This window comes from Hymenobacter sp. B1770, from assembly GCF_049896385.1.
Taxonomy (GTDB): Bacteria; Bacteroidota; Bacteroidia; order Cytophagales; family Hymenobacteraceae; genus Hymenobacter.
Genome location: NZ_JAFCUF010000010.1, coordinates 36574 through 56433, shown reverse-complemented (window position 1 = coordinate 56433; position 19860 = coordinate 36574). Strand labels below are relative to the sequence as shown.

Annotated in this window: 20 protein-coding genes; 6 read left to right on the top strand and 14 right to left on the bottom strand. The window is 57.3% G+C overall.

Going from position 1 to position 19860, the window contains the following annotated elements:
• Positions 1-131 precede the first annotated feature (131 nt).
• From ACP7AJ_RS18105 to ACP7AJ_RS18095, 3 genes are all read right to left on the bottom strand, one after another.
• Positions 132-620, bottom strand: a complete 489-nt coding sequence (locus tag ACP7AJ_RS18105) for a dihydrofolate reductase (RefSeq protein WP_426061607.1) — start codon at positions 618-620, stop codon at positions 132-134.
• Between the two features lie 56 nt (positions 621-676).
• Positions 677-1612, bottom strand: coding sequence for a methionyl-tRNA formyltransferase (fmt, locus tag ACP7AJ_RS18100; RefSeq protein ID WP_426061606.1), 936 nt, complete (start codon positions 1610-1612; stop codon positions 677-679).
• Positions 1613-1702: 90 nt separating this feature from the next.
• Positions 1703-2953 (bottom strand): exo-beta-N-acetylmuramidase NamZ family protein, encoded by a 1251-nt coding sequence (locus ACP7AJ_RS18095; RefSeq protein ID WP_426061605.1) that lies wholly within the window; start codon positions 2951-2953, stop codon positions 1703-1705.
• A gap of 108 nt (positions 2954-3061) precedes the next feature.
• On the opposite strand from ACP7AJ_RS18095, the gene ACP7AJ_RS18090 reads away from it, so the two are divergent.
• Complete coding sequence (locus ACP7AJ_RS18090) at positions 3062-4285, top strand: ABC transporter permease (RefSeq protein WP_426061604.1); 1224 nt, start codon at positions 3062-3064, stop codon at positions 4283-4285.
• Between the two features lie 239 nt (positions 4286-4524).
• On the opposite strand, the gene ACP7AJ_RS18085 is transcribed toward ACP7AJ_RS18090, so the two are convergent.
• Positions 4525-5214 carry a peptidoglycan DD-metalloendopeptidase family protein gene (locus ACP7AJ_RS18085; RefSeq protein WP_426061603.1) on the bottom strand — a complete coding sequence of 230 codons (690 nt, stop codon included), beginning with the start codon at positions 5212-5214 and terminating at the stop codon, positions 4525-4527.
• 231 nt (positions 5215-5445) lie between these two features.
• Here ACP7AJ_RS18085 and ACP7AJ_RS18080 point away from each other — a divergent pair, with 231 nt between their 5' ends.
• Positions 5446-6549: a 2Fe-2S iron-sulfur cluster-binding protein gene (locus ACP7AJ_RS18080; RefSeq protein ID WP_426061602.1), complete on the top strand. Its 1104-nt coding sequence runs from the start codon at positions 5446-5448 to the stop codon at positions 6547-6549.
• A gap of 181 nt (positions 6550-6730) precedes the next feature.
• Positions 6731-8473, top strand: a complete 1743-nt coding sequence (locus ACP7AJ_RS18075) for a M3 family oligoendopeptidase (RefSeq protein ID WP_426061601.1) — start codon at positions 6731-6733, stop codon at positions 8471-8473.
• 66 nt (positions 8474-8539) lie between these two features.
• Here ACP7AJ_RS18075 and ACP7AJ_RS18070 read toward each other — a convergent pair whose 3' ends face one another.
• The 7 genes from ACP7AJ_RS18070 to ACP7AJ_RS18040 all read right to left on the bottom strand — a co-directional run bounded on the left by ACP7AJ_RS18070 (position 8540) and on the right by ACP7AJ_RS18040 (position 13523).
• Positions 8540-8908 (bottom strand): hypothetical protein, encoded by a 369-nt coding sequence (locus ACP7AJ_RS18070; RefSeq protein ID WP_426061600.1) that lies wholly within the window; start codon positions 8906-8908, stop codon positions 8540-8542.
• 135 nt (positions 8909-9043) lie between these two features.
• A complete protein-coding gene (locus tag ACP7AJ_RS18065; RefSeq protein WP_426061599.1) occupies positions 9044-9664 on the bottom strand; it encodes a hypothetical protein in 621 nt (206 codons plus the stop codon).
• Between the two features lie 42 nt (positions 9665-9706).
• Positions 9707-10207: a 1,2-phenylacetyl-CoA epoxidase subunit PaaD gene (gene paaD, locus ACP7AJ_RS18060; RefSeq protein ID WP_426061598.1), complete on the bottom strand. Its 501-nt coding sequence runs from the start codon at positions 10205-10207 to the stop codon at positions 9707-9709.
• Positions 10208-10312: 105 nt separating this feature from the next.
• Complete coding sequence (paaC, locus tag ACP7AJ_RS18055) at positions 10313-11062, bottom strand: 1,2-phenylacetyl-CoA epoxidase subunit PaaC (protein ID WP_426061597.1); 750 nt, start codon at positions 11060-11062, stop codon at positions 10313-10315.
• 4 nt (positions 11063-11066) lie between these two features.
• Positions 11067-11747, bottom strand: coding sequence for a phenylacetic acid degradation b (locus tag ACP7AJ_RS18050; protein WP_426061596.1), 681 nt, complete (start codon positions 11745-11747; stop codon positions 11067-11069).
• A gap of 129 nt (positions 11748-11876) precedes the next feature.
• Positions 11877-12869 carry a 1,2-phenylacetyl-CoA epoxidase subunit PaaA gene (gene paaA / locus ACP7AJ_RS18045; protein WP_426061595.1) on the bottom strand — a complete coding sequence of 331 codons (993 nt, stop codon included), beginning with the start codon at positions 12867-12869 and terminating at the stop codon, positions 11877-11879.
• Positions 12870-12929: 60 nt separating this feature from the next.
• Entirely contained in the window at positions 12930-13523 is a 594-nt protein-coding gene (locus ACP7AJ_RS18040) for a TetR/AcrR family transcriptional regulator (protein ID WP_426061594.1), read from the bottom strand.
• Between the two features lie 337 nt (positions 13524-13860).
• On the opposite strand from ACP7AJ_RS18040, the gene thiL reads away from it, so the two are divergent.
• The 3 genes from thiL to ACP7AJ_RS18025 all read left to right on the top strand — a co-directional run bounded on the left by thiL (position 13861) and on the right by ACP7AJ_RS18025 (position 16139).
• The gene (thiL, locus tag ACP7AJ_RS18035; protein ID WP_426061593.1) at positions 13861-14889 is read left to right on the top strand and encodes a thiamine-phosphate kinase; all 1029 of its coding nucleotides are present in this window, start codon (positions 13861-13863) and stop codon (positions 14887-14889) included.
• A gap of 137 nt (positions 14890-15026) precedes the next feature.
• Positions 15027-15557, top strand: a complete 531-nt coding sequence (locus tag ACP7AJ_RS18030; protein WP_426061592.1) for a YMGG-like glycine zipper-containing protein — start codon at positions 15027-15029, stop codon at positions 15555-15557.
• Positions 15558-15686: 129 nt separating this feature from the next.
• Complete coding sequence (locus ACP7AJ_RS18025; protein ID WP_426061591.1) at positions 15687-16139, top strand: YybH family protein; 453 nt, start codon at positions 15687-15689, stop codon at positions 16137-16139.
• Positions 16140-16254: 115 nt separating this feature from the next.
• Here ACP7AJ_RS18025 and ACP7AJ_RS18020 read toward each other — a convergent pair whose 3' ends face one another.
• From ACP7AJ_RS18020 to rlmD, 3 genes are all read right to left on the bottom strand, one after another.
• Positions 16255-17214: a hypothetical protein gene (locus ACP7AJ_RS18020; protein ID WP_426061590.1), complete on the bottom strand. Its 960-nt coding sequence runs from the start codon at positions 17212-17214 to the stop codon at positions 16255-16257.
• Between the two features lie 142 nt (positions 17215-17356).
• Positions 17357-17731: a hypothetical protein gene (locus tag ACP7AJ_RS18015; protein ID WP_426061589.1), complete on the bottom strand. Its 375-nt coding sequence runs from the start codon at positions 17729-17731 to the stop codon at positions 17357-17359.
• Between the two features lie 518 nt (positions 17732-18249).
• Complete coding sequence (rlmD, locus tag ACP7AJ_RS18010; RefSeq protein WP_426061588.1) at positions 18250-19662, bottom strand: 23S rRNA (uracil(1939)-C(5))-methyltransferase RlmD; 1413 nt, start codon at positions 19660-19662, stop codon at positions 18250-18252.
• Positions 19663-19860 lie beyond the last annotated feature (198 nt).

The following is a 19860-nucleotide window of genomic DNA, read 5'->3' as shown; positions in this document are numbered from 1 at the left end:
CTGCTAAGAAGTCGGGGCCTTTTTTATGGATGAGAATGAGAGTATTTTGAGCCGTATGCGCCGGTCCGACCGCCCTAGGCGGTCGGACCGGCGCATACGGCTCAGTTGGTCTCCTTGCAACGGCAGCAACCTTAACGCCGCTGCAGGGTCACGAAGCTGAATGCATAGGCGTGCTGCTCATCAACTTCGTGTCGCTCGCGGCTGACTTCCTGCCACTCACTGGGGGAAGGAGTGGGGAAAAATGCATCGCCCTCAAAGTCGTGGTGCACTTCGGTGAGGTAGATAATATCGGCCATGGGCAGGGCTTGCTGGTAGATTTCGCCGCCCCCAATCACGCACACTTCTTCGTCCAGTTCGCGGGCCCGGGCCAGTGCAGCCGGCACCGAAGCGGCGGTTTCGCAGCCGGGGGCCGTCCAATCGGCTTGGCGGGTTACCACAATATTGGGGCGCTTGGGTAGGGCTTTGCCGAGGCTGTCGTAGGTGCGGCGGCCCATCACCACGGGGTGGCCCACGGTGAGGCGCTTAAAGTGCTGAAGGTCGGCCGGAAGCCGGCCCCAGGGGAGTTCTCCATTCAAGCCAATAACTCCATTTTCGGCCACGGCCACGACAAAGGAAACCATAGTATCAGGTAGTATTTACAGAGTAAATAAGTAAAGGGTGTCGTTCAGTAACTACCTCAAGCTGGTAGTTTGAAGCCCAGCAGCAGCTCTTTCACCGGTAGCCGCTTCTTGCCCTCCAACTGCACGTCGAGGAGGTCGAGCCAGCCGTCGGCGGCGGCTACGCGCAGGTAGTGCTTGCCATCGGAGGCCCAGGTGCCGGGGGCGAGCAGTGGCTCTGCCGTTGCATCCGCAGTTAGGGTTTGCGCCCGAAAAATCTTCAGGGTGCGGCCGTCGGGCAGGGTAGCGAAGGCCGTGGGGATGGGGGAGAGGCCCCGCACCCAGTTTACCAGCTCTGTGGCGGGCCGGGTGAAGTCGAGGCGGCCGGTTTCCTTTTGAATTTTGGGGGCCGGCCGCAGGTCGTCGTGGTGCTCCTGAGGCGTGCTAGGGGCCTTGCCGGCCGCAATGGCTTCGACTGAGCGCCGGGCCAGGGCCGCTCCGGCTGTCTTGAGTTTGTCGTACAGGCTGCCAAAATCATCTTCCGGCGCTATAAGCAGGCGGTCTTGTAAAATGAGGTCGCCGGTGTCAATCTCATGGCGCAGAAAAAAGGAGGTGACGCCCGTTTCGGTGTCGCCGTGCATCAGGGCCCAGTTGATGGGCGCAGCGCCACGGTACTGGGGCAGCAGCGAAGCATGAATGTTGATGGAACCTAGCCGGGGCATGTTCCATACCGCTTCGGGCAGCATGCGAAAAGCCACCACCACCTGCAGGTCGGCTCCAAAGCCCTTTAACTCTGCCTGAAAATCAGGCGACTTTAGGTTGGTGGGCTGCAGCACCGGCACGCCGTGAGCTTCGGCCGCCACTTTCACTGCTGAAGCCTGCAGCTGGCGCCCGCGGCCAGCCGGCCGGTCGGGGGCCGTGACCACGGCTACCACCTGCCCCCCAGGCCACTCCAGCAAGCTTTCCAAGGTAGGCACCGCAAAATCGGGCGTGCCCATAAAAACTATATTCAGCATTCTATTTTTTAGTTGTCCTTTATTCTTTATCCCTTTTCCGGAGCTAGTCAAGCAGGTTGACGACAGGCCGGCAACAGCCAGCACTAAATATTACCGTTCGGGATACAGCATGTACTTGCGCCGCAAGGTTTTGAATTTACCTAAGCCGGGCTCCCAGGAAGCACGAATTTCGGCTTCTGACTTGCCGGCTATCACTTGCTCACGCAGCGCTTTGGTACCCGAAAGCTGCTCGAAATACTTGCCGAAAAAATTAGCTTTGTCGGTGCTCTGCTTATAGAAGTCCAGCAGATATTTCAGCACCAACCCCGTCGATTCGCGGGTTGGCGCATCCGTCAGGTTGAGGCCGTAGCACTGCTTGCCGTTGAGTGGCGGTGTGGGCGAGCCCGCGTTGGGTTTGGGCGTGAAGGAGAACGGCCGCGAGGACGGCTGCGAAGGACTGCCAATGACTTCGAACGGCGTAGGGGTGCCGCGGCCCACGCTCACGTTGGTGCCCTCGAACAGGCAAATGCTGGGGTAAAGCCGCACCGACTGGTAGGTGGGCAGGTTAGGAGAGGGGCGCACGGGTAGGGGGTAGGCCGTAGCGTGGGTATAGCCCGCGGCCATGGGCACCACGGTGAGCTGGCAGGTTTTGCCGCCAGCCAGCCATTTCTCGCCGTTTATCATGTTGGCCAACTCGCCCACCGTGAGGCCGTGGGCGATGGGCAACGGGTCGAGGCCAACGAAAGATTTGTGTGCGGGCTCCAGAATGGGGCCGTCCACGAGGTCGCCGTTAGGGTTGGGGCGGTCGAGCACCAGCACGGGCTTATTGAGCTCGGCCGCGGCCTCCATCACGTAGTGCATCGTGCTGATGAAGGTGTAAAACCGTGCCCCCACGTCCTGAATGTCGAACACCAGAACGTCAACATCGGCTAGCATTTCCGGGGTGGGCTTTTTGGTTTTGCCATACACCGAGCGCACAGCCACGCCGCTGCGGGCATCGCGCCCATCCTTGATGGTGGCCCCGTCGGCCTCCTCGCCGCGAAAACCGTGCTCGGGCGCAAAAATAGCCGTCACGTTGACCCCCCGGGCCCGCAGGGTGTCCACTAAAAAGGCATTGCCCACGCGCGAGGTCTGGTTGATGACCAAGCCCACGCGCTTGTTTTTAAGCTGAGGCAGGTAGTTGTCCAGCCGCTCGGCCCCGACGATAACTCGCCCAGCGGGCGGCGTTTGCACAGCCGTGGCGCGCGCGTGGGCGGTGTCGGTCGGGGGCACGGCTGCCTTGGTAGCCGGGGCGCTCGAGGTGCCGCAGGTGGGCAGCGCCAACAGAAGCGACAGGATAGATTTTGCGGAAAAACCGAGCATAAAAGGGGTGGGAATGGCTAAATAAGCAATGCGGGAGAGTCAGGCGCAGGAGCGGCACAGCGGCGACGTGCCTAATACCGGTTGAAAACGTAGCTTTACGGTCAAATAATGAATGTCGCCCGATACATTTCTCAGAAGATTGACGGAGGAGCCGATTCCGGTTCGTTCACCTCGTCGGTTACAAAAATAGCCATCATCAGCATTGCCATGGGTTTGGCGGTGATGATAGTGTCATTTGCCATCTTGCAAGGATTTCGCAACGAGATTCAAAACAAGATTTTTTCGTTTGGCTCGCACCTGCAAATCTCTCGCTACGATACCAATAATTCGTTGGAAGTGGCCCCCATTGGCAGCCCCAAGCTGCTAGAGCAGTTGCACGAGTTTCCGGAAGTTAAGTCCACCCAGCCCTTTGCCGTCAAAACGGCCATCATCAAAACCAAGGATGAAGTGCTGGGCGTGGTGTTGAAAGGCATCTCCGAAATTGATGGGCCCTCGCCCATGCGCGAGAACCTGAAGGCCGGAAAATTCCTCAGCTTTCCTGATTCGTCAGCCAGCGACGACGTGCTGGTGTCGCGCAAGGTGGCCGACAAGCTGCGCCTGGTAGTTGGCGATAAAGCCCTGTTTTACTTTATTCAAAATCCGCCGCGCATTCGCCAGTTTCGGGTTAGTGGCATCTATTCGACGGGCCTCGATGAGTTTGACGAAGTGTACGTCATCGGCGACCTCCGGCAAATTCGCGAGCTGAACTCGCCCGCCTGGCCCGACTCTCTCATTGGGGGCATGGAAGTGGTGCTGAAGGACTTTACTACTTTGGACCGCACAGCCGACGCGTTCTACGAAAACCTGCCCTACGACCTCAAAATCGATAAAATTACCGACCAGTATGCCCAGCTATTCGACTGGCTGCAGCTGCTTAACCGCAACGTCATCATCTTTCTGCTGCTGATAATTTTTGTGGCCACCTTCAACATGGTCGCCACCATCTTTATCATGATTCTGGAGCGCACCAACATGATTGGTATCCTGAAAGCGCTAGGCGCGACGGATAATCAAATTCGCCGAATGTTCTTTTTCCGGGGGCTGTCGCTCACAGTGCGAGGCATGCTGATTGGGAATGTAATTGCCGTGGGCTTTTGTGCTTTGCAGTACTACTTCCACGTCATTCCCCTCGACCCCGATAACTACTACATGGACCGGGTGCCCATTTCCTGGGACCCCAAAATGTTGATTATTCTCAACGTTGCCACGTTCGCGGCCTCCCTGCTGGCCGTTCTGATTCCCACCTACCTGATTGCGCGGATTAAGCCAGTGGTGGCCATCAAGTTTGATTGATGCCTGAACCACGAATTTGCTACGCAAAACTACGTTTCCGGCGGATTTTTCGGATTGTACGGGTCTTGTGAACTGCGCTACGATTTCTGTTTTTATCGACAGGCACCACTACTTAGCAATAAAAATGGTCTCTCAACTGAGGGGCCATTTTGCATTTAAGTGTTGAAAACAATCTCTCGCAAAATCCGGGCAATCTACAAATTACGACGGAAACGAGTTCGGCGTAGCCAATTTGTGGTTTAGATAAGCTGGCATTGCAGCACAATATTAGGGTCGGGGCAAAGCGCGGCCCAGGTTTCCCGTTCGCTGGGCCGGGCCACTCCTGGGAAGTCGCCCATGCGTCCCTGCATATCCGCAATCAGTTGAAAATGCAGGTGCGGCGGCCAGTCGCCGTTTTCCGGATATGGGCCCACGGAGGCAAATGCCTGGCCTTTCGCCAGCTCTTGGCCCACTTGCAGCGCAATCCATTCCAAGCGGCTTAGGTGGCCGTAGAGGCTGTAGAAAGTGGTGCCGTCCAGCTCATGTTGCAGAATGATGGTGATGCCGTAGTCGCCGTAAGTAGCATTGTCGGCCAGGCTGTGCACGCGGGCCGCCAGTGGAGCTAAAATGGGGGTGCCGGCTGCAATCCAAACGTCGACGCCCAAATGCAGCGAACGGGCTTCTTCCTGGGCTCCGGGGCCAAAGTGCTGGCTGCGGCGATAGATAACCCGGTTTTCAAGGTAGCCACCAACGCCGATGCGGGCGTTTTTCTCGGCTAGCATGGCATTTACCACTATTTCGAAAGCGGCCGTGTCACGCAGGTCGGCGTGGCAAACCATGGGGTTGTTGTCGGTCAAATCGAGACGAACAACATCGGAGCCGTTAAGGTCGATGGGCAAAACGGGACCAAACTCGGTTTGGTGCTGGCGCAGGAGGGAGGCGAGTGGCAAGAGCTGAGGAGAGATAAAAGGAGGGAAATTTGACCTTGAAAACGCGGCGGGCCCCATTCAACAGTTTCCCGGAGTTAGCTGTTACATGGCAGCCGCGGCGGCAAGTTACCTTTGCGGCCGAAGCCGGGCCACTTGCGCAATGAGTGCCGGTCAAATTTTTGTCATTTATAAAGTTCGGGAACCTGAAAAGCTGCGTTTACACGTAAAATTCCCACACCACCATTCCCACGCATGAGTTACCAAACGCTGACCGTAGTTGAGCTGACCCAGGAAACCGCCGATTCTGTTACCATTCACCTAGAGCGACCCGACCGGGCGGCCATTTCCTGTCGGCCGGGCCAGTTCCTCACGCTCATTCTGCCCTGCGGCCCGGGTGGCAAAAAAGAGCGCCGCGCCTACTCCCTCAGCAGCACACCCCACGAGGCCCCGCGCTTGTCCGTGACCGTGAAGCGCGTGACCGGCGGCCTGGTGAGCAACTACTTACTCGATACGGTGAAGGTGGGCCAGCAAATTGAAGTGATGGAACCCCTGGGCAACTTCACCCTTAGCCCCAGCCCGAAAGCGGCCCGCTCGCTGGTACTCATCGGAGCAGGCTCTGGCATCACGCCGCTCATGTCCATGCTCAAAGCCGTGCTGAAGACTGAGCCCAACAGCCACGTGCTGCTGATTTACGGCAACCGCAACGAGGAATCGGTCATTTTCCAGAAGCAGCTCGCCGAGCTCGAAGCCAGCTCCAACGGCCGTTTGCAGGTAGAGCACGTGTTTAGCCAGCCCCTGCACCCCGGCGGCGCCCACCGCCACACCGGCCGCCTCAACCGCACCATGATGCTGCGCATTTTGGAGCAGCGCCACCAATTTCCGGCCGAGCAGGCCGAGTACTTTATGTGCGGTCCCGAAGGCCTGATGGTGGAGGCCCGCGCCGCTCTTGACCTGCTAAACGTGCCCGAGTCTCGTATTCGTCGCGAAAGCTTCGTGGCCAGCGGCGACACGGCCGAGGCCATTGCTGGCCCGGCCAGCGGCCACGGCGACGTATCGGCCAGCCCCGCCGACGACACCAAGTCAACCCGCAGCGTGACCATTCAGTACGAAGGCAGCGAGTACATCATCGAGGTGCCGGCTGGCAAAACTATTCTCGAAACAGCCCTGGACCAGGACATCGACCTGCCGTATTCCTGCCAGGCCGGCCTTTGCACTGCCTGCCGCGGCAAGTGCCTCAGCGGCAAGGTGCATTTGGATGAGCGCGAAGGGCTTTCCGATTCAGAAATGAAACAGGGCTACATCCTGACTTGTGTAGGGCATCCCATGACCGACGACGTGGTGATTGAAATCGGATAGGCAACTGAGCTGAGAGTTAAAAGCAGGAGGGAGGCGACCCCCATGACACACAGCAGGGCGCGCCTCGCTTGAAATCCATAACTTTTAACGCTTTTTTCCGTCCGGCGCATGGTTTGCTTCGTAGAGCAAAGGCTGTGGCCAAGGCACCTGTTCCCCGAGTTCCTTCTACAACTATAGTATTATGACGTTAATTGCTGAACCTACCGCCGAATCGGCTACCGATACGAGCCGGCCACCGCGCCAGTACCTGCCCGAGGATTTTATTGTGACCGATTGGGCTGCTATCGAGCCCTTTTTCCAGGAGCTGCAAGACCGGCCAGTGTACACCCCAGCCGAGCTGGAGCGCTGGCTGCTCGACCGTTCCGAGCTGGAATCGGTGCTCAGCGAAGACCTGGCGTGGCGCTACATTCGCATGACCTGTGACACGCAGGACGGCACCCGGGCTGAAGCCTTCCAGTACTTCGTGAACGAGGTAGAGCCACAGGTGGCTCCCCACGACCACGCCCTGAACGAGAAGATGCTGGCTTCGCCGCACCTGTCTGGGCTCGACGAGCGACGCTACGGGGTGTTTCTGCGCTCGGTGCGCCGGGCATCGGAGATTTATCGGGTTGAGAACATTCCGCTCAAAACCGAAATCAGCACCAAGCAGCAGCAGTACGCCGCCACGGTGGGTGCCATGAACGTGACCCTCGACGGCCAGGAGCTAACGCTGCCCCAAGCCGCCGACCGCCTCAAAAACCCCGACCGATCCGTGCGCGAAACGGCATGGCGCGCCATTCAGGCTCGCCGCCTGCAGGACTCCAAACCACTCGACAAACTCTTTACTGAACTCGTGGGCCTGCGCAACCAGGTGGCGTTGAATGCGGGCTTCAGCAACTTTCGCGACTATATGTTCGCCGCGCTAGGCCGGTTCGATTACACCCCGCAGGACTGCTTTGACTTCCACCGTGCAATTCGCGAAACGGTGGTGCCGCTCATCGATGACTTTGACTTGGAGCGCCGGCAAGACCTAAATCTGCCCGCCCTGCGCCCCTGGGACCTCGACGTCGACCCCAGTGGGCAACCCCCGCTGGTGCCTTTCGGCACGGGCGAAGAACTGCTGGAAAAAACCATCACCGTTTTCCATAACCTGGATTCTTACCTGGGCGACTGCCTGCGCACCATGCGCCAGATGGGCCACCTCGACCTGGAAAGCCGCAAAGGCAAAGCCCCCGGCGGCTACAACTATCCGCTGGACGAAACGGGCGTGCCCTTTATCTTCATGAACGCCACCAGCAGCCTACGCGACGTAGTGACCATGCTGCACGAAGGCGGTCACGCCGTGCATTCCTTCCTCACCCGCGGCTTGCCGCTGGGCGCTGACAAGCACCCGCCGTCTGAAGTGGCTGAGCTGGCGTCGATGAGCATGGAACTGATGAGCATGGACCAGTGGCACGTATTCTTCCCCGATGCGGATGACCTGCGCCGGGCCAAGAAAACCCACCTCGAAAGCGTGCTCGAAACCTTTCCCTGGGTGGCCACGGTCGACAAGTTTCAGCACTGGATTTACGAAAACCCCAACCACACCGAGGCCGAACGCCACGCGTGCTGGGTAGAGATTTTCGACCAGTTTAACCAGCGTACCGTGGACTGGAATGGCCTGGAGAACTTCAAGCCCTTCCTCTGGCAGAAGCAACTGCACCTCTACGAAGTGCCGTTCTACTACATCGAGTACGCCATGGCCCAGCTCGGCGCCATTGCCGTGTGGCGCAACTATCGCCAGAATCCTGCCGAGGGCCTAGCTGCCTACAAGCGTGCGCTGGCCCTGGGCTACACTGCTCCTATTGGACAGATTTACGCCGCCGCGGGTATCCGCTTCGACTTCAGCACCGATTACCTGCGCACCCTTGCCGACTTTGTGCGGGAGGAAATGGCCGCTTTGTAGTCGGACATTTCAACGGTTACAAACAGCAGGGCCCCGGCGTAATCATACGCCGGGGCCCTGCTGTTTCTACATGGTGCCGCATCTAAAAACCATTTCTTCCAAACAAGTGAGCGTTACCAGAGGGCTTTCCGGATTCTCAGACGAGCCTTCCTGAGTCAAATTGTAGCTGATGGACAGCATCTGTCCATCCTTTTGTTTAGGCAAGTACGCTTGCCAAACTTTGCCGGACGGACGCAAGCGCTTGCTATTGGACAGCTCCAGCGTGGTGTGCTCGGTGGGGCAAGCGGTTGTCCTGCCATAGCAAAGGCGTACAGTGACAGGCGTTGCACACGGCCCGGCAGGGCCGATGTCTTCCTTGGAAGCGCAACCGGCTAGCCCAGCAACGAGGGCTAGGCTTGCCAAGGAGAGAAAGTTGAAAAGAAAGAGTTGCCGCATAGCATTGGGTGCTTAGAATGAGGTTGCTTTTGCGGTTGACCGGTTCGTTGGTCCAGGGGTTGCATTAGTACTCAAAAGCAAAGGGCCGGCATGTCTGCCGGCCCTTTGTGCTACGCTTGCTTTACGAAGGTGGAATTATTGAGCGCCAAGTGTGAACAAGGGCAGGGGCTTGACTTGAGCGTATTTGCCACCCAAGGACTGCAACTCGGCTTGGTGCAGCTTCAGGTAGTTGTTGTACTGCTGCGCGGCGCGGTCGTATTGTACTCGAAAGCCAATTACTCCAGCATCGAGTTGCTGCAAGCCTTCCACGAAGTTGCGAGCGTTTTCGGTGGGAGCGTTGCCGTTGGGTGCCGCCACGGGCATGAGCACCCGAAATAGAGAATCCTGGGCCGCGTCGTACTGGTCAATCAAGTCAGAGCTGGCCATGGTCTGCTGGGTGTAACGGCGGACTTTGAGGCGGGTGTTAGCCTTCTCCAGGCCTTGCAGCTGAGCAGTATTGGCACCGGGCTGGCTTTTGAGCTCGCGCAGGAGCAAGCCAGTGACGCCAATTTTCTGGTCATCGCTCTCAGTCATGTTGCGCCATTTTAGGTCCACGGAATCGCGGAGCACGTCAAACTGAGTTTTTACCGCTGCCGTCGAAGCGGGGTCCATTACAGCGCTTTTGTTGCTATCGCGCTTGCAGGAGGCCGCGCAGGCCGTGAGAATCAGCAGAGCAACAACTGCGGACTTAACAGTAGGAATCAAAGAGGAAGCCATCAAGGGTAAACACAAAGGGGTGAAACAGCTGGTGCAATGACACTACACCGGTTTGAATTGCTCAAAGAGCTGGCGGCAATCGTGGCAGTAATGCACGGCCCGGCACAGTGTAGCCCCAAACGGTGTACGGAGCTCCGTATTGTTGCCGTTGCAGTTGGGGCACTCGGCGTATTCCAGAAAGTCCAAGTCAAGCACTTGGTTGCCAAGTACCGGCGGGGGCGACAGCTTGTGCTGGCGCAGGGCCTGCCGGCCGGCTTCGGTGAGCATATCGGAGGTCCAGGCCTCGCGCATGCTGATATTGACTGCGACCGCTGGTACGCCTTGGGCTAATAAGGTGCGCTCTACGTCGCGCTTCATGTAGTCCATGGCAGGGCAACCAGCAAAGGTGGGAGTGAGTTCCACCGTCACCTTGCCCGTATGCTCGTCCAGTTCCACCTGACGCACCACACCCAAGTCGATGAGCGAAATCGTCGGAATCTCCGGGTCCTTCACGGCTTGCAGCCAATCCAGGATTTGCGCTTTGTTGTAACCAATGACTGTCATGCTTATCTGGCGTCTCGAAGGAATCATCCTATAACGTTGAACGGCAACGCTGACAAATGCAGCCGTGATGGGTGGCTTCCTTCGTCAGCAGGGCTACCGAGAGGCTTACCAGTCGGCCGTAGGGTCCAGCCGAAACACTTCGGCCATTTCGTCCAACAGGGGTTGCAGGTGCTCGGTGTGCTGCCCGTAGCGGCCCCCGGCCACCGGCGTCAAAGCCAGAACATCGGGCACTTCGAGGGCCGTTTGGGACAAGACTTTGGTAATGCTTTCCAGCCAGCGGCTGCGCAGCTCGTCTTCGCCAACAAATAAGCCAGAGCTAATAATTTCCGCTTCAGCCTCCGTTTTCTCGAAAATGCCAAGGGCGTAGGGTAGCGTGAAATTCAACGCGTTTTGCATGCGCCCAATGGCTTCTTCGGTGGCCGTTCCGAGGCGCTTCATCCAGGTGTTGGCGTGCAGGGCGTGGTACTTCAGTTCGCCGCGAAGCTTGCGGGCCACCTGGGCCAGCGGTTCGTAGCTACTGGTGGCTAGGGCTTCGAAGCGCAACAGCTCGGCGTGGTCGAACAGGAAGTGTCGGGTGAGGCTAAAGTCGTACTCCCCAATGGGCAGCTCCACCAGCTGGCAGCAGTGAAACTGCGGCGCGTTGCGGGTAAAGGCCACCGTGTCGGGCTCTGCTTCGCCCAACTCGTGCAGCAGGTTGTAAAGGGCAAGGCTGTGGCCCAGCTTGTCCTGCGCCATGCTCGAAAAGGCTATGTCCTCTTCGAGAATCGGACCCAGGCCGTTCCATTCAGAGTTGCGATGGCCCAGGATGAGCTGGTCGTCGGCGAGGCGGTATAAAAGGTCGAGTTTGGGGTCCATGTACTTATTGATTTTCGGCCTTAAATTTTTCAATCCGGTCCTGCACTTTATAGGCAATGGCGTCGCGGTATTTCTTCTCGGGCGTGGTAGTCCAGATGTCGCGGTCCTCGTCGCAGGAGCGCAGAACGTCAGCCGAGCGCACGGCCCACACGTTCACTACCGGTCGTTGTTCGCCAAATACGGCTTTGGCTACCTGCAAGGCATCGGCCGGGGAACTGGCTCGCACTTTGCCTACGTGCTGGTGGGCTTTGCCGCGCTTTTTAAGATGGAAAATGTCGTAGTCTTCTTCGCCCGTCGCGTAGGCTGCATCTTCGGCTGCCGTGTCGTCGGTGTAGCGGGAATCTGGAGCAACGGCGGAAGCGGCATTGCTTTTTGGCAGCAATGGCAGGGTGTCGTAGGCCGATTCGGTGTCCCCTACATAGGCCGTCAGGGTAATGGCGGCAGTGGGCACTACCCAAAGGCCCGTGCAAGCAAAGCGGCGGCTAAATTGCTCTTTGGCAAACAGAAAAGCTACGTCGGCTTCCGGTGCGTGCACCGGTCCCACGTACACAAAAGGCGCCCCTTCTTTTTTCTGATGGAACACCTCGTAGGTGCCAAACTGGTCGAGGGCTTCCTTGGCAACCGCCGGAACCGGGCCTTCGGGCAGGCCCAGCCGGTTCATGCGCGGGTCGTGGGAGTGTATCATGACGACATATTTATGATATGAACGTCATGCTGAGTTTGCCGAAGCATCTCTACCGCAATACTAAAATTGATTAGATGCGCAGTAAAGATGCTTCGGCAAGCTCAGCATGACCCTTTGAAAACTACGACCTTACGCCAACGGGCGCACGTATTGCGTTTTGGGCGTGAGCAGGGCGCGGCGCACCCAGGCTCCGTTTTCCTCGGCGGCGCGGCGCACGGCAATGCGCTCGGCATTGCAGGGCCCGTCGCCGTTAATCACACGCTTGAATTCTTCCCAGTCGGGCTCGGTGAATTCCCATTGGCCGGTTTCTTCGTTTTTGCGCAAATTGGGGTCGGGCAGCGTGAGGCCGATTTCCCAGATTTTGGGCACGTACATGTCCAGGAACTGGTTGCGGCATTCGTCATTCGACGCCATTTTTACCTTCCAACGCATCAGAATTTCGGTGTGCACCGACATCTTATCCGAAGGGCCAAAGAAAGTCATGATGGCGGGCCACCAGCGGTTGAGGGCCGCCTGCATCATTTCGCGCTGAATGGGCGTGCCCGTGGCCATGTGTACCACGGCATCGTGCCCATACTTCAGGTGAAATGCTTCCTCAGCACAAATCCGGTCGAGGGCGCGGCAGTAGGGCCCGTAGCTGCCCTTGGCGTTGGCGAGCTGGTTGACAATGGCACCGGCATCAATCAGCCAGGAAATAACGTTCGAATCGGCCCAGGTGGGAGTGGGGTAATTGAAAACGTTGGAGTACTTGCTCTTGCCGTTGATAAGGTCCACCAGCATCTGCTCACGGGTTTTGCCCAGAGTTTCGGCTGCCGAGTACAGCAGCTGGGCGTGGCCTACCTCGTCCTGCACCTTAGCCATCTGAGCCATTTTGCGACGGAACCCCGGGGCCCGCGTAATCCAGGTGCCCTCGGGCAGCGAGCCGATGATTTCGGAGTGCGCGTGCTGCTCAATCATGCGGGTGAGTTGCTTGCGATAGAGAGCCGGCATCCAATCGCCAGGCTCAATTTTTTCGCCCCGGGCAATGCGGGCCTCAAATTCGGCCAGCAGAATGGGGTCTTCGTTTTCCAGGCCGGTGACGGCGGTGGTCGGCAAGTCGTGGGTGCTGGCGGAACCGTACATGGTGGTGGGATTTTAAAGTTGAAGGCTGAAGAGAAGAGCTGCTATGGCTGCTCGCAATACTTATTTATTTGTTAGTAAGCCGCCTAGCAGCTGTTCGGCTAGGCGGTGGGCTATTTCATCGGGCGACAGTTTTCCGTCGGGGCGGTACCAGGCCGGCAGCCAATTGAGGCTGGCCAGCAGCGTGAGAGCCGCAAAAGCCGCATCGGGCGCGTGTAGCTCCCCGGCGTTGATGCCACGCTGAATCAGTTCCCGGAAGGAGGCTTCGTAGCGGTCGCGCAAGGCCAGGAACTCGGTGCGAGCGGGCTCACTCAGGTGCCGCCACTCGTGCAAAAACACGGCCGATGCCGCGCTGTCGCGGGTTAGCACCCGCACGTGGGCCTCAATGGCCAGCCGAAGCTGCGTGGCAATCGCCGCAGCAGTATCCAGCGTGGCGGCAGCAAAACCAGCAAAAAAATCCTCCGCTAAGCCAAAGCAAACGCGGTGCAGGATTTCCTCTTTCGACTTAATATGCGAGTACAAGCTGCCCGCTTCCAAGCCCAGCTCGGTGGCCAGCTCGCGCATGCTGGTGGCCGCAAAGCCGCGCGCCCGGAAGAGGGCCGTAGCAGTGCGGTCAATCTGAGCTTTGCGCGAACGAATGGGAGCAGCAGTAGGCATAATTCAAAGCAAAGGTATGCTTACTAACGAGCGTTAGCAAGTTAAAGTTGCTATTAGCAAGGCTTTCAGCTGATTCGTGTGGGTTGAATATCAGTTAACTAAGATTAGAAAGCAATCTGGCTTTATGAAGAGCAGGTGACGCCATAAGCTCAACCAGTGCCAGTGGAAAAGGAGGGAAGCAATTCCCTCCTTTGTTTATAGGTGTACTTTTGCGCTTACACAAGTGCAGCTACGGGGCTTAAATGCCGCTACTGCTTCGGCTTCGCTGGGCATAGCAGGCTTTGTGCCCCGCCCAATAGCCCGACGACGACTAACTACTAACTCTCTCCTGAAAAAGATGTCTGAACTCACGCCCCTCAACGCCATTGGCGAATTTGCTCTTATTCGCCGTCTGCAAGAAGGAATCAGTGTGCGCCAGCCCAGCACGGTGCTGGGCATTGGCGACGATGCAGCCATTATAGCCCCTACGCCCGGCAAAGAGCTGGTGATGAGTACCGACTTGCTGGTTGAAGGCATTCACTTCGACCTGGCCTTTAGCCCGTTGCGGCACTTGGGCTACAAGGCCGTGGCAGTGAACGTGTCGGATGTGGCCGCCATGAATGCCCTGCCTACGCAGCTGGTGGTGGGCGTATCGGCCGGTGCGCGCTTCACGGTGGAAGCCATCGAAGAGCTGTACGCCGGCATGCGCCTGGCTTGCGAAGCCTATAACGTGGACCTGGTCGGCGGCGACATGACCGCCAGCCGCGGCGGCCTCACCCTGGCCATAACCGTGCTGGGCGAGGCACCTGCCGGCGAGGCCGTGCGCCGCAGCGGCGGCAAGCCCACCGATTTGCTGTGCGTGAGCGGCGACCTTGGCGGCGCTTTTCTGGGCTTGCAGGTGCTGGAGCGCGAAAAACAAGCCTTCCTGGCCGACCCCGAAACGCAGCCCGAGCTGGCTAACTACGAGTACGTGGTGCAACGGCAGCTGCGCCCCGAGGCCCGGCTCGACATCATCCACGAGCTGCGGGAGCGGGGCATTCAGCCCAGCAGCATGATTGACATTTCCGACGGGCTGGCCTCGGAAGTGTTGCACCTGTGCACGGCCAGCGGCACGGGCGCTCGGGTCTTCACCGAATTCCTGCCCTTGGCCAACCCCACCCTGGAGGCGGCCGCCGAGTTTAACCTCGACCCCATCACCTGCGCTTTGAATGGCGGCGAAGACTACGAGCTGCTGTTTACGGTGCCCGTTACGGACCACGAAAAGCTGAAAAATCACCCTGATATCACCATCATTGGCCACCTTACAGCCAAAGACGATGGCGCCAATCTGGTGACCAAAGCTGGTCAGGCTGTGCCGCTTCAGGCACAGGGTTGGACGAGCTTTTAGCCTGACTCCTCGAGAAGGGTAACCCTTCATGAGAAGCTGCCGTTAGGAGGGCCAAAAGGGAATACCTAAGTATGGCACACTAATTGTATTTTCGCTGTCATACCTGGAAAGTTCCTCTCAACTTATATTTCTCAGTCATGAATAAGCTCGCATATTTCTTCGGCCTGATTGTGCTGCTCAGCACCATATTTAGCTCCTCTTCGGCCCAGGCCCAGGACAGAAAGGGCTGGAGCCCGCAAGCCAAAGGTGCCGTAATCGGTGGCTTGGGCGGAGCGGCTGCCGGTGCCATTATCCACAAGCGCAACCGCCCCGTGGGTGGCGTGGTAGGTGGTGTTGTGGGTGGCGGCGTAGGCTACGCTATTGGCAAGAACACTGATAACAAGCGCAAGGAGCGCGCTCGCATTGCTGCTGCCAACCAAGCCGCTGCTAACCGTGCTGCCGCCAACCGCGCCGCCATTGCTCGTAACAATGCCGCTGCCAACCGTAAGCAGCCGACCAATGCCTCTTACAATAGCCTGGCTGCTGCTCCTGCAGCAAGCGGCTTGGCTCTCAACGAGCAGAGCAATGCCGTGCCCATGGTGTCGAACTCGACCTACCTGCCCAACCATGCCTACGGCGACCCTTCGCACCCTTACGCTACTTCGGAGTACCGTCGTAAGAGCTGGTAATTGCTCAATTTGATGAAATTCTAAACCCTGAGCGAACAAGCTCGGGGTTTAGCCATTTTAGCCCCTTCTTATGCGGGGGTAATGGCACCTACATTTACTTTTTCTCAACCAACTCCTCTTTCACTTTTTATGAAAGCCCTCCTGTATAGTTTGCTCCTAGCCGCAACGCTTACTTCCTGTTCAAAAGCGGATGAAGCAGTCAATATCCAAAGCCTGAACCAAGAGTTTATCGGCGCCTGGAACAGCAAGGACTCCGGAAAAATCAATGGCTATCTGGCCGACGACATCAGTTTCGTGCAGGGCAGTGCCCATTGGAAGGGCAAAGGCGAAGTGTCGCAGAAATGGGTGAATGAAACGCTCCCCACCATCGGCAATTTAAAGACCAGCGTGGTGAGCTCGTCGACCGACGCTAATATGGCTTACGAAGCCGGCACTTTTGCCGTCGATGTGCTGCCCGCCGCCCCGGGCGAGCCGCGTGGCTTTGGCGAAGGCAATTACATTTTCCTCTGGAAAAAAGGCGACGATAAGAATTGGAAACTCAGCTACGCGCAGCTGGAAGACCTGCCAGTACAGCGCCGGTAGAAGTGCTGAATCAGTAACGCCACTACATATATAAACAAAACGTCCTGCCAAGCTCGGCAGGACGTTTTGTTTATATATGCAGCCCAAGCCAGGTTATTATCAGTCTGGGTTGTTGCTACCGTGCTAAGCCCAGTGAGTCGCGCCAGGACGCATCGGCGTTGTTGTGCGTGCGCCAGTAGTCGAGCATGATGCTGCGGCGCCGTGTGGCGCGGGTAGTGAGCAGGCGCGGCTGAGCCGTGCCGGGGCCATCGAGGTAAGTTTCTTCCCAGCCCAAAATGCGGTGCGGGAAGGCTTGCTCGAAGTAGATGCTGAGGGTGTGCTGCTTGGGGCCAGCGTAGGCAATGGTGTATGCCTGGGAAGGAGCATCACCGGAGGCTTGCTGGCCGGGAACGGCCGTGCGCAGGCTGGCCGTGGCCGCCTCGGGACGCAGGGGTAAGTGCTGCAAGCGGGCAAATGCAGTGCCGGGCACCAACTTGATATTGCCGGTGGGAAGGCCGGCAGGATTCAGGCGAATACGATTCCAAAGTTCGTCTTCGAGCAGGGTGGTTTCCAGCTTGGTTTCGTCGTCGCCTTCGCTCTCAAAGTAAGATTTCTGCGAAACGTTGTAGCCTTTGGGGTTGAGGTTGAGTTGGGTGAAGACGTGGCCGCACCATTCCTGCACCGACAGGCTCACCTTGGGGGTGTGCGGGTCCTTGGCCAGGTCTAGCGGCGTGAACGTGGACGTGACGATGGAGTAGGGGTAGACGCCGGTGTTGAATTTCTTGTTGAAATTCAGCTTAAGCACGGGCAGGCGGTCGGTCGGATTAGCGGTGGGGTTATCCAGCTTTACCTGCTTTTTGCGGGAGAAGTCTTCGGTCACGAACACCAGCACGGCCTCGCCCTTGTGCAGCTCGCCGTAGCGGGCCTGGGTCAGGTCGTAGCTGGTGAGCTCGGCTTTGCCTTGAAACCAGTAGCTGCCGAACTCGGATGGGAGTGGGGCGGCTTGCGCTGGTGGAGCTTCGGTATTGGGCGTTGAGGAGCACTGCGCGCCAATTAGGAGCACGGCGGGTATCAGGAGCAAAGAACCGGAGCGCATGAACATAAGTGTAGTGATTTCGGCAGCTGTCGAGACGCCACACTTGGCGTCTCGACGTTGAACGATGCCCGAATGGTAACGATGCGTTTGCCAAACGGCGCGGATGCCGAGACGCCAAGTGTGGTTTCTCTACAACGTTCGATTAATCTTCGGGATAGGGCACGAAGACGAACTTCGTAAATTCCTCATCGAGCACAAATAGGCAGCAGAACTCGTCGGCGTCTTTGTAGGTAGCCTGGAATCCCTCGACGCCTTTTTCGCTGATAATGCCTTGCTGCACAAACAATTCGAGGTAGCTGGCGAAAACGTGCCACTCCAGGTTCAGCTCATCGGCATTCACCAGCAGGCCGCCCAGGGGTACTTCCTGCTTGGCAAAAACGAAGATGGGGTATTTGCTGAAGTCGCCCTTGCGGATTTGGGAAGAGGCTTCGAGCAGGGTATCGCACACGACGACGAAATCCTTGGTGATGGTGCCAAGGTATTTGCCGTTGAGTTCGGGGTCGTTGAAGTAGTCCATTTTGGGTTATGATATTCTGCCTGTTTTCTTCAAGAAGTATGAAATAGCAATTACGGATAAGCAAATGCCAATCAAGTAATAACCCATAGTGTTTTGTTTTCCCCGAATAAAATAGGGCTTGCCATTCTTATCAATGAAATAAGCTAAGCGAGAAACGTCTGCATCATTGCTCAATGAATTTTCGTCGTATTAAACAGTGATTATATCACCGGTTTTAAGTTCGTCAATTCGTTGGAAATAGGTTTTGAACCGTCCAAGTCTTCGCCAATTAGTAGTTTGAAGTACTTAGGATAATCCTCGATTTTTAAGTAACGTATTGGCTCGTTATTGGGATTAAAATGACCTTGTATCTCTAGTTCATCAGAGACACTAGTGAGTCTGCTCGTCAGATGTAAAAAGTCGCTTTTTGACTTTTGGTTACGATATAATGTACCAAAGCTTAGAAGTAATGCGAAAGACATTCCGGAAATGAGCTTCCAGAAAACAGGTGCTTTGGCAGACATAAAACACTGCCAAAACTATTTCAACTCCAACGCCACCACATTCTCCACATGGTGTGTATGCGGGAACATATCCACCGGCTGCACGCGCGTCACTTTATAAGCGGCATCCAACAGTTCTAAATCCCGGGCCTGGGTGGCGGGGTTGCAGCTGATGTACACGATGCGGGGGGCGCGCAGCTCCAGCAGGCGGGCCACTACATCGGGGTGCATTCCTGCCCGGGGCGGGTCGGTAATGAGGATGTCGGGGCGGCCGTGGCGGGCGGTGAACTCGGCGGTGAGCACGTCCTTCATGTCGCCGGCGAAGAACTCGGTGTTGGTGATGTTGTTGATTTCGGCGTTTACGTGGGCATCGGCCACGGCTTGCTCCACATACTCCACGCCGATGACTTTGCGGGCCTGGCCCGACACGAAGCTGGCGATGGTGCCGGCGCCGGTATAGAGGTCATACACCAGTTCATTGCCGGTGAGCTCGGCGAACTCGCGGGCCACTTTGTAGAGCTGGTGGGCGCCCTCGGAATTGGTTTGGTAGAAGGACTTGGGGCCGATGCGGAAGCGCAGGCCTTCCATCTCTTCCTCAATGTAAGGCTTGCCGTGGTAGGTGACGACGTCCAGGTCGTGGAAGGTTTCGTTGCCCTTATTGTTGAGCACGTAGTTGAGCGAGGTGATGCCGGGGAACTTCGCAATGAGGGCATCGAGCAGGGTTTCGATGGCTTCATCGGCGTGGTAGCACTGCAAAATCACCATGATTTCGCCGGTGCTTTGGGCCGTGCGGATGATGAGATTGCGCAGCAGGCCGGTTTGGCGCACGAGGTTGTTGAAGGGCAGCTTATGCTCGTGGGCGTAGTCGCGCACGAACAAGCGGATTTCGTTGCTGGGTTCGGCCTGCAGGTGGCAGTGCTGCACGTCGATAATCTTATCGAAGCGGGCGGGCGTATGGAAGCCCAGCACCTCGCGGTTGTACTGCGTGGTGTCGTCGTTTATCTGCTCGGTGGTGAGCCAGCCGTTGTCGCTGAAGGTGTATTCGAGCTTGTTGCGGTAGTAGGTGCGCTGGGGCGAGGGCAGAATAAAGGGAATCTCAGGCAAAGCCACTTTGCCGATGCGGGTAAGCTGGTCAATTACCTGCTGTTGCTTGTAGCGCAGTTGGGCGTCGTAGGTGAGGTGTTGCCACTTGCAGCCGCCGCAGGTGCCAAAGTGCTGGCAAAACGGCGTGGTGCGCTCCTCCGAATAAGAGTGAAACTTGACAGGAACGGCTTCCAGAAAGCTCTTTTTGGCCTTGGTGACGCGGAGGTCGACCACATCGCCGGGGGCCACCTGCGACACAAAAATCACGAGGTTTTCGACGCGAACGAGGCATTTGCCCTCGGCCACCATGTCCTGAATCTTAACGTTGCGGAGTAACTCGGCGGGAATATTTTTTGCTCTGCTCATAGAACTACAAAACTACTGTCTGAACCACGGATTCGTGCGGTTTTAGCGGATTGCACGGATTTTGTAGTTGGCGCAGTTTCCTTGGTCGCCATGTAAAAATAAAAAGGCCACTCATGCGAGTGGCCTTTTTATTTTAAACGCTTGATATAGTCTTGGTATAAGCGTTTACAAAATCCGTGTAATTCGAAAAATTCGCAC

Excerpts from the sequence above, each read along its gene's own strand:
- ACP7AJ_RS18105 (WP_426061607.1), bottom strand. The coding sequence starts at position 620 with ATGGTTTCCTTTGTCGTGGCCGTGGCCGAAAATGGAGTTATTGGCTTG.
- fmt (WP_426061606.1), bottom strand. The coding sequence starts at position 1,612 with ATGCTGAATATAGTTTTTATGGGCACGCCCGATTTTGCGGTGCCTACC.
- ACP7AJ_RS18095 (WP_426061605.1), bottom strand. The coding sequence starts at position 2,953 with ATGCTCGGTTTTTCCGCAAAATCTATCCTGTCGCTTCTGTTGGCGCTG.
- ACP7AJ_RS18090 (WP_426061604.1), top strand. The coding sequence starts at position 3,062 with ATGAATGTCGCCCGATACATTTCTCAGAAGATTGACGGAGGAGCCGAT.
- ACP7AJ_RS18080 (WP_426061602.1), top strand. The coding sequence starts at position 5,446 with ATGAGTTACCAAACGCTGACCGTAGTTGAGCTGACCCAGGAAACCGCC.
- ACP7AJ_RS18075 (WP_426061601.1), top strand. The coding sequence starts at position 6,731 with ATGACGTTAATTGCTGAACCTACCGCCGAATCGGCTACCGATACGAGC.
- ACP7AJ_RS18070 (WP_426061600.1), bottom strand. The coding sequence starts at position 8,908 with ATGCGGCAACTCTTTCTTTTCAACTTTCTCTCCTTGGCAAGCCTAGCC.
- ACP7AJ_RS18065 (WP_426061599.1), bottom strand. The coding sequence starts at position 9,664 with ATGGCTTCCTCTTTGATTCCTACTGTTAAGTCCGCAGTTGTTGCTCTG.
- paaD (WP_426061598.1), bottom strand. The coding sequence starts at position 10,207 with ATGACAGTCATTGGTTACAACAAAGCGCAAATCCTGGATTGGCTGCAA.
- paaC (WP_426061597.1), bottom strand. The coding sequence starts at position 11,062 with ATGGACCCCAAACTCGACCTTTTATACCGCCTCGCCGACGACCAGCTC.
- ACP7AJ_RS18050 (WP_426061596.1), bottom strand. The coding sequence starts at position 11,747 with ATGATACACTCCCACGACCCGCGCATGAACCGGCTGGGCCTGCCCGAA.
- paaA (WP_426061595.1), bottom strand. The coding sequence starts at position 12,869 with ATGTACGGTTCCGCCAGCACCCACGACTTGCCGACCACCGCCGTCACC.
- ACP7AJ_RS18040 (WP_426061594.1), bottom strand. The coding sequence starts at position 13,523 with ATGCCTACTGCTGCTCCCATTCGTTCGCGCAAAGCTCAGATTGACCGC.
- thiL (WP_426061593.1), top strand. The coding sequence starts at position 13,861 with ATGTCTGAACTCACGCCCCTCAACGCCATTGGCGAATTTGCTCTTATT.
- ACP7AJ_RS18030 (WP_426061592.1), top strand. The coding sequence starts at position 15,027 with ATGAATAAGCTCGCATATTTCTTCGGCCTGATTGTGCTGCTCAGCACC.
- ACP7AJ_RS18025 (WP_426061591.1), top strand. The coding sequence starts at position 15,687 with ATGAAAGCCCTCCTGTATAGTTTGCTCCTAGCCGCAACGCTTACTTCC.
- ACP7AJ_RS18020 (WP_426061590.1), bottom strand. The coding sequence starts at position 17,214 with ATGCGCTCCGGTTCTTTGCTCCTGATACCCGCCGTGCTCCTAATTGGC.
- ACP7AJ_RS18015 (WP_426061589.1), bottom strand. The coding sequence starts at position 17,731 with ATGGACTACTTCAACGACCCCGAACTCAACGGCAAATACCTTGGCACC.
- rlmD (WP_426061588.1), bottom strand. The coding sequence starts at position 19,662 with ATGAGCAGAGCAAAAAATATTCCCGCCGAGTTACTCCGCAACGTTAAG.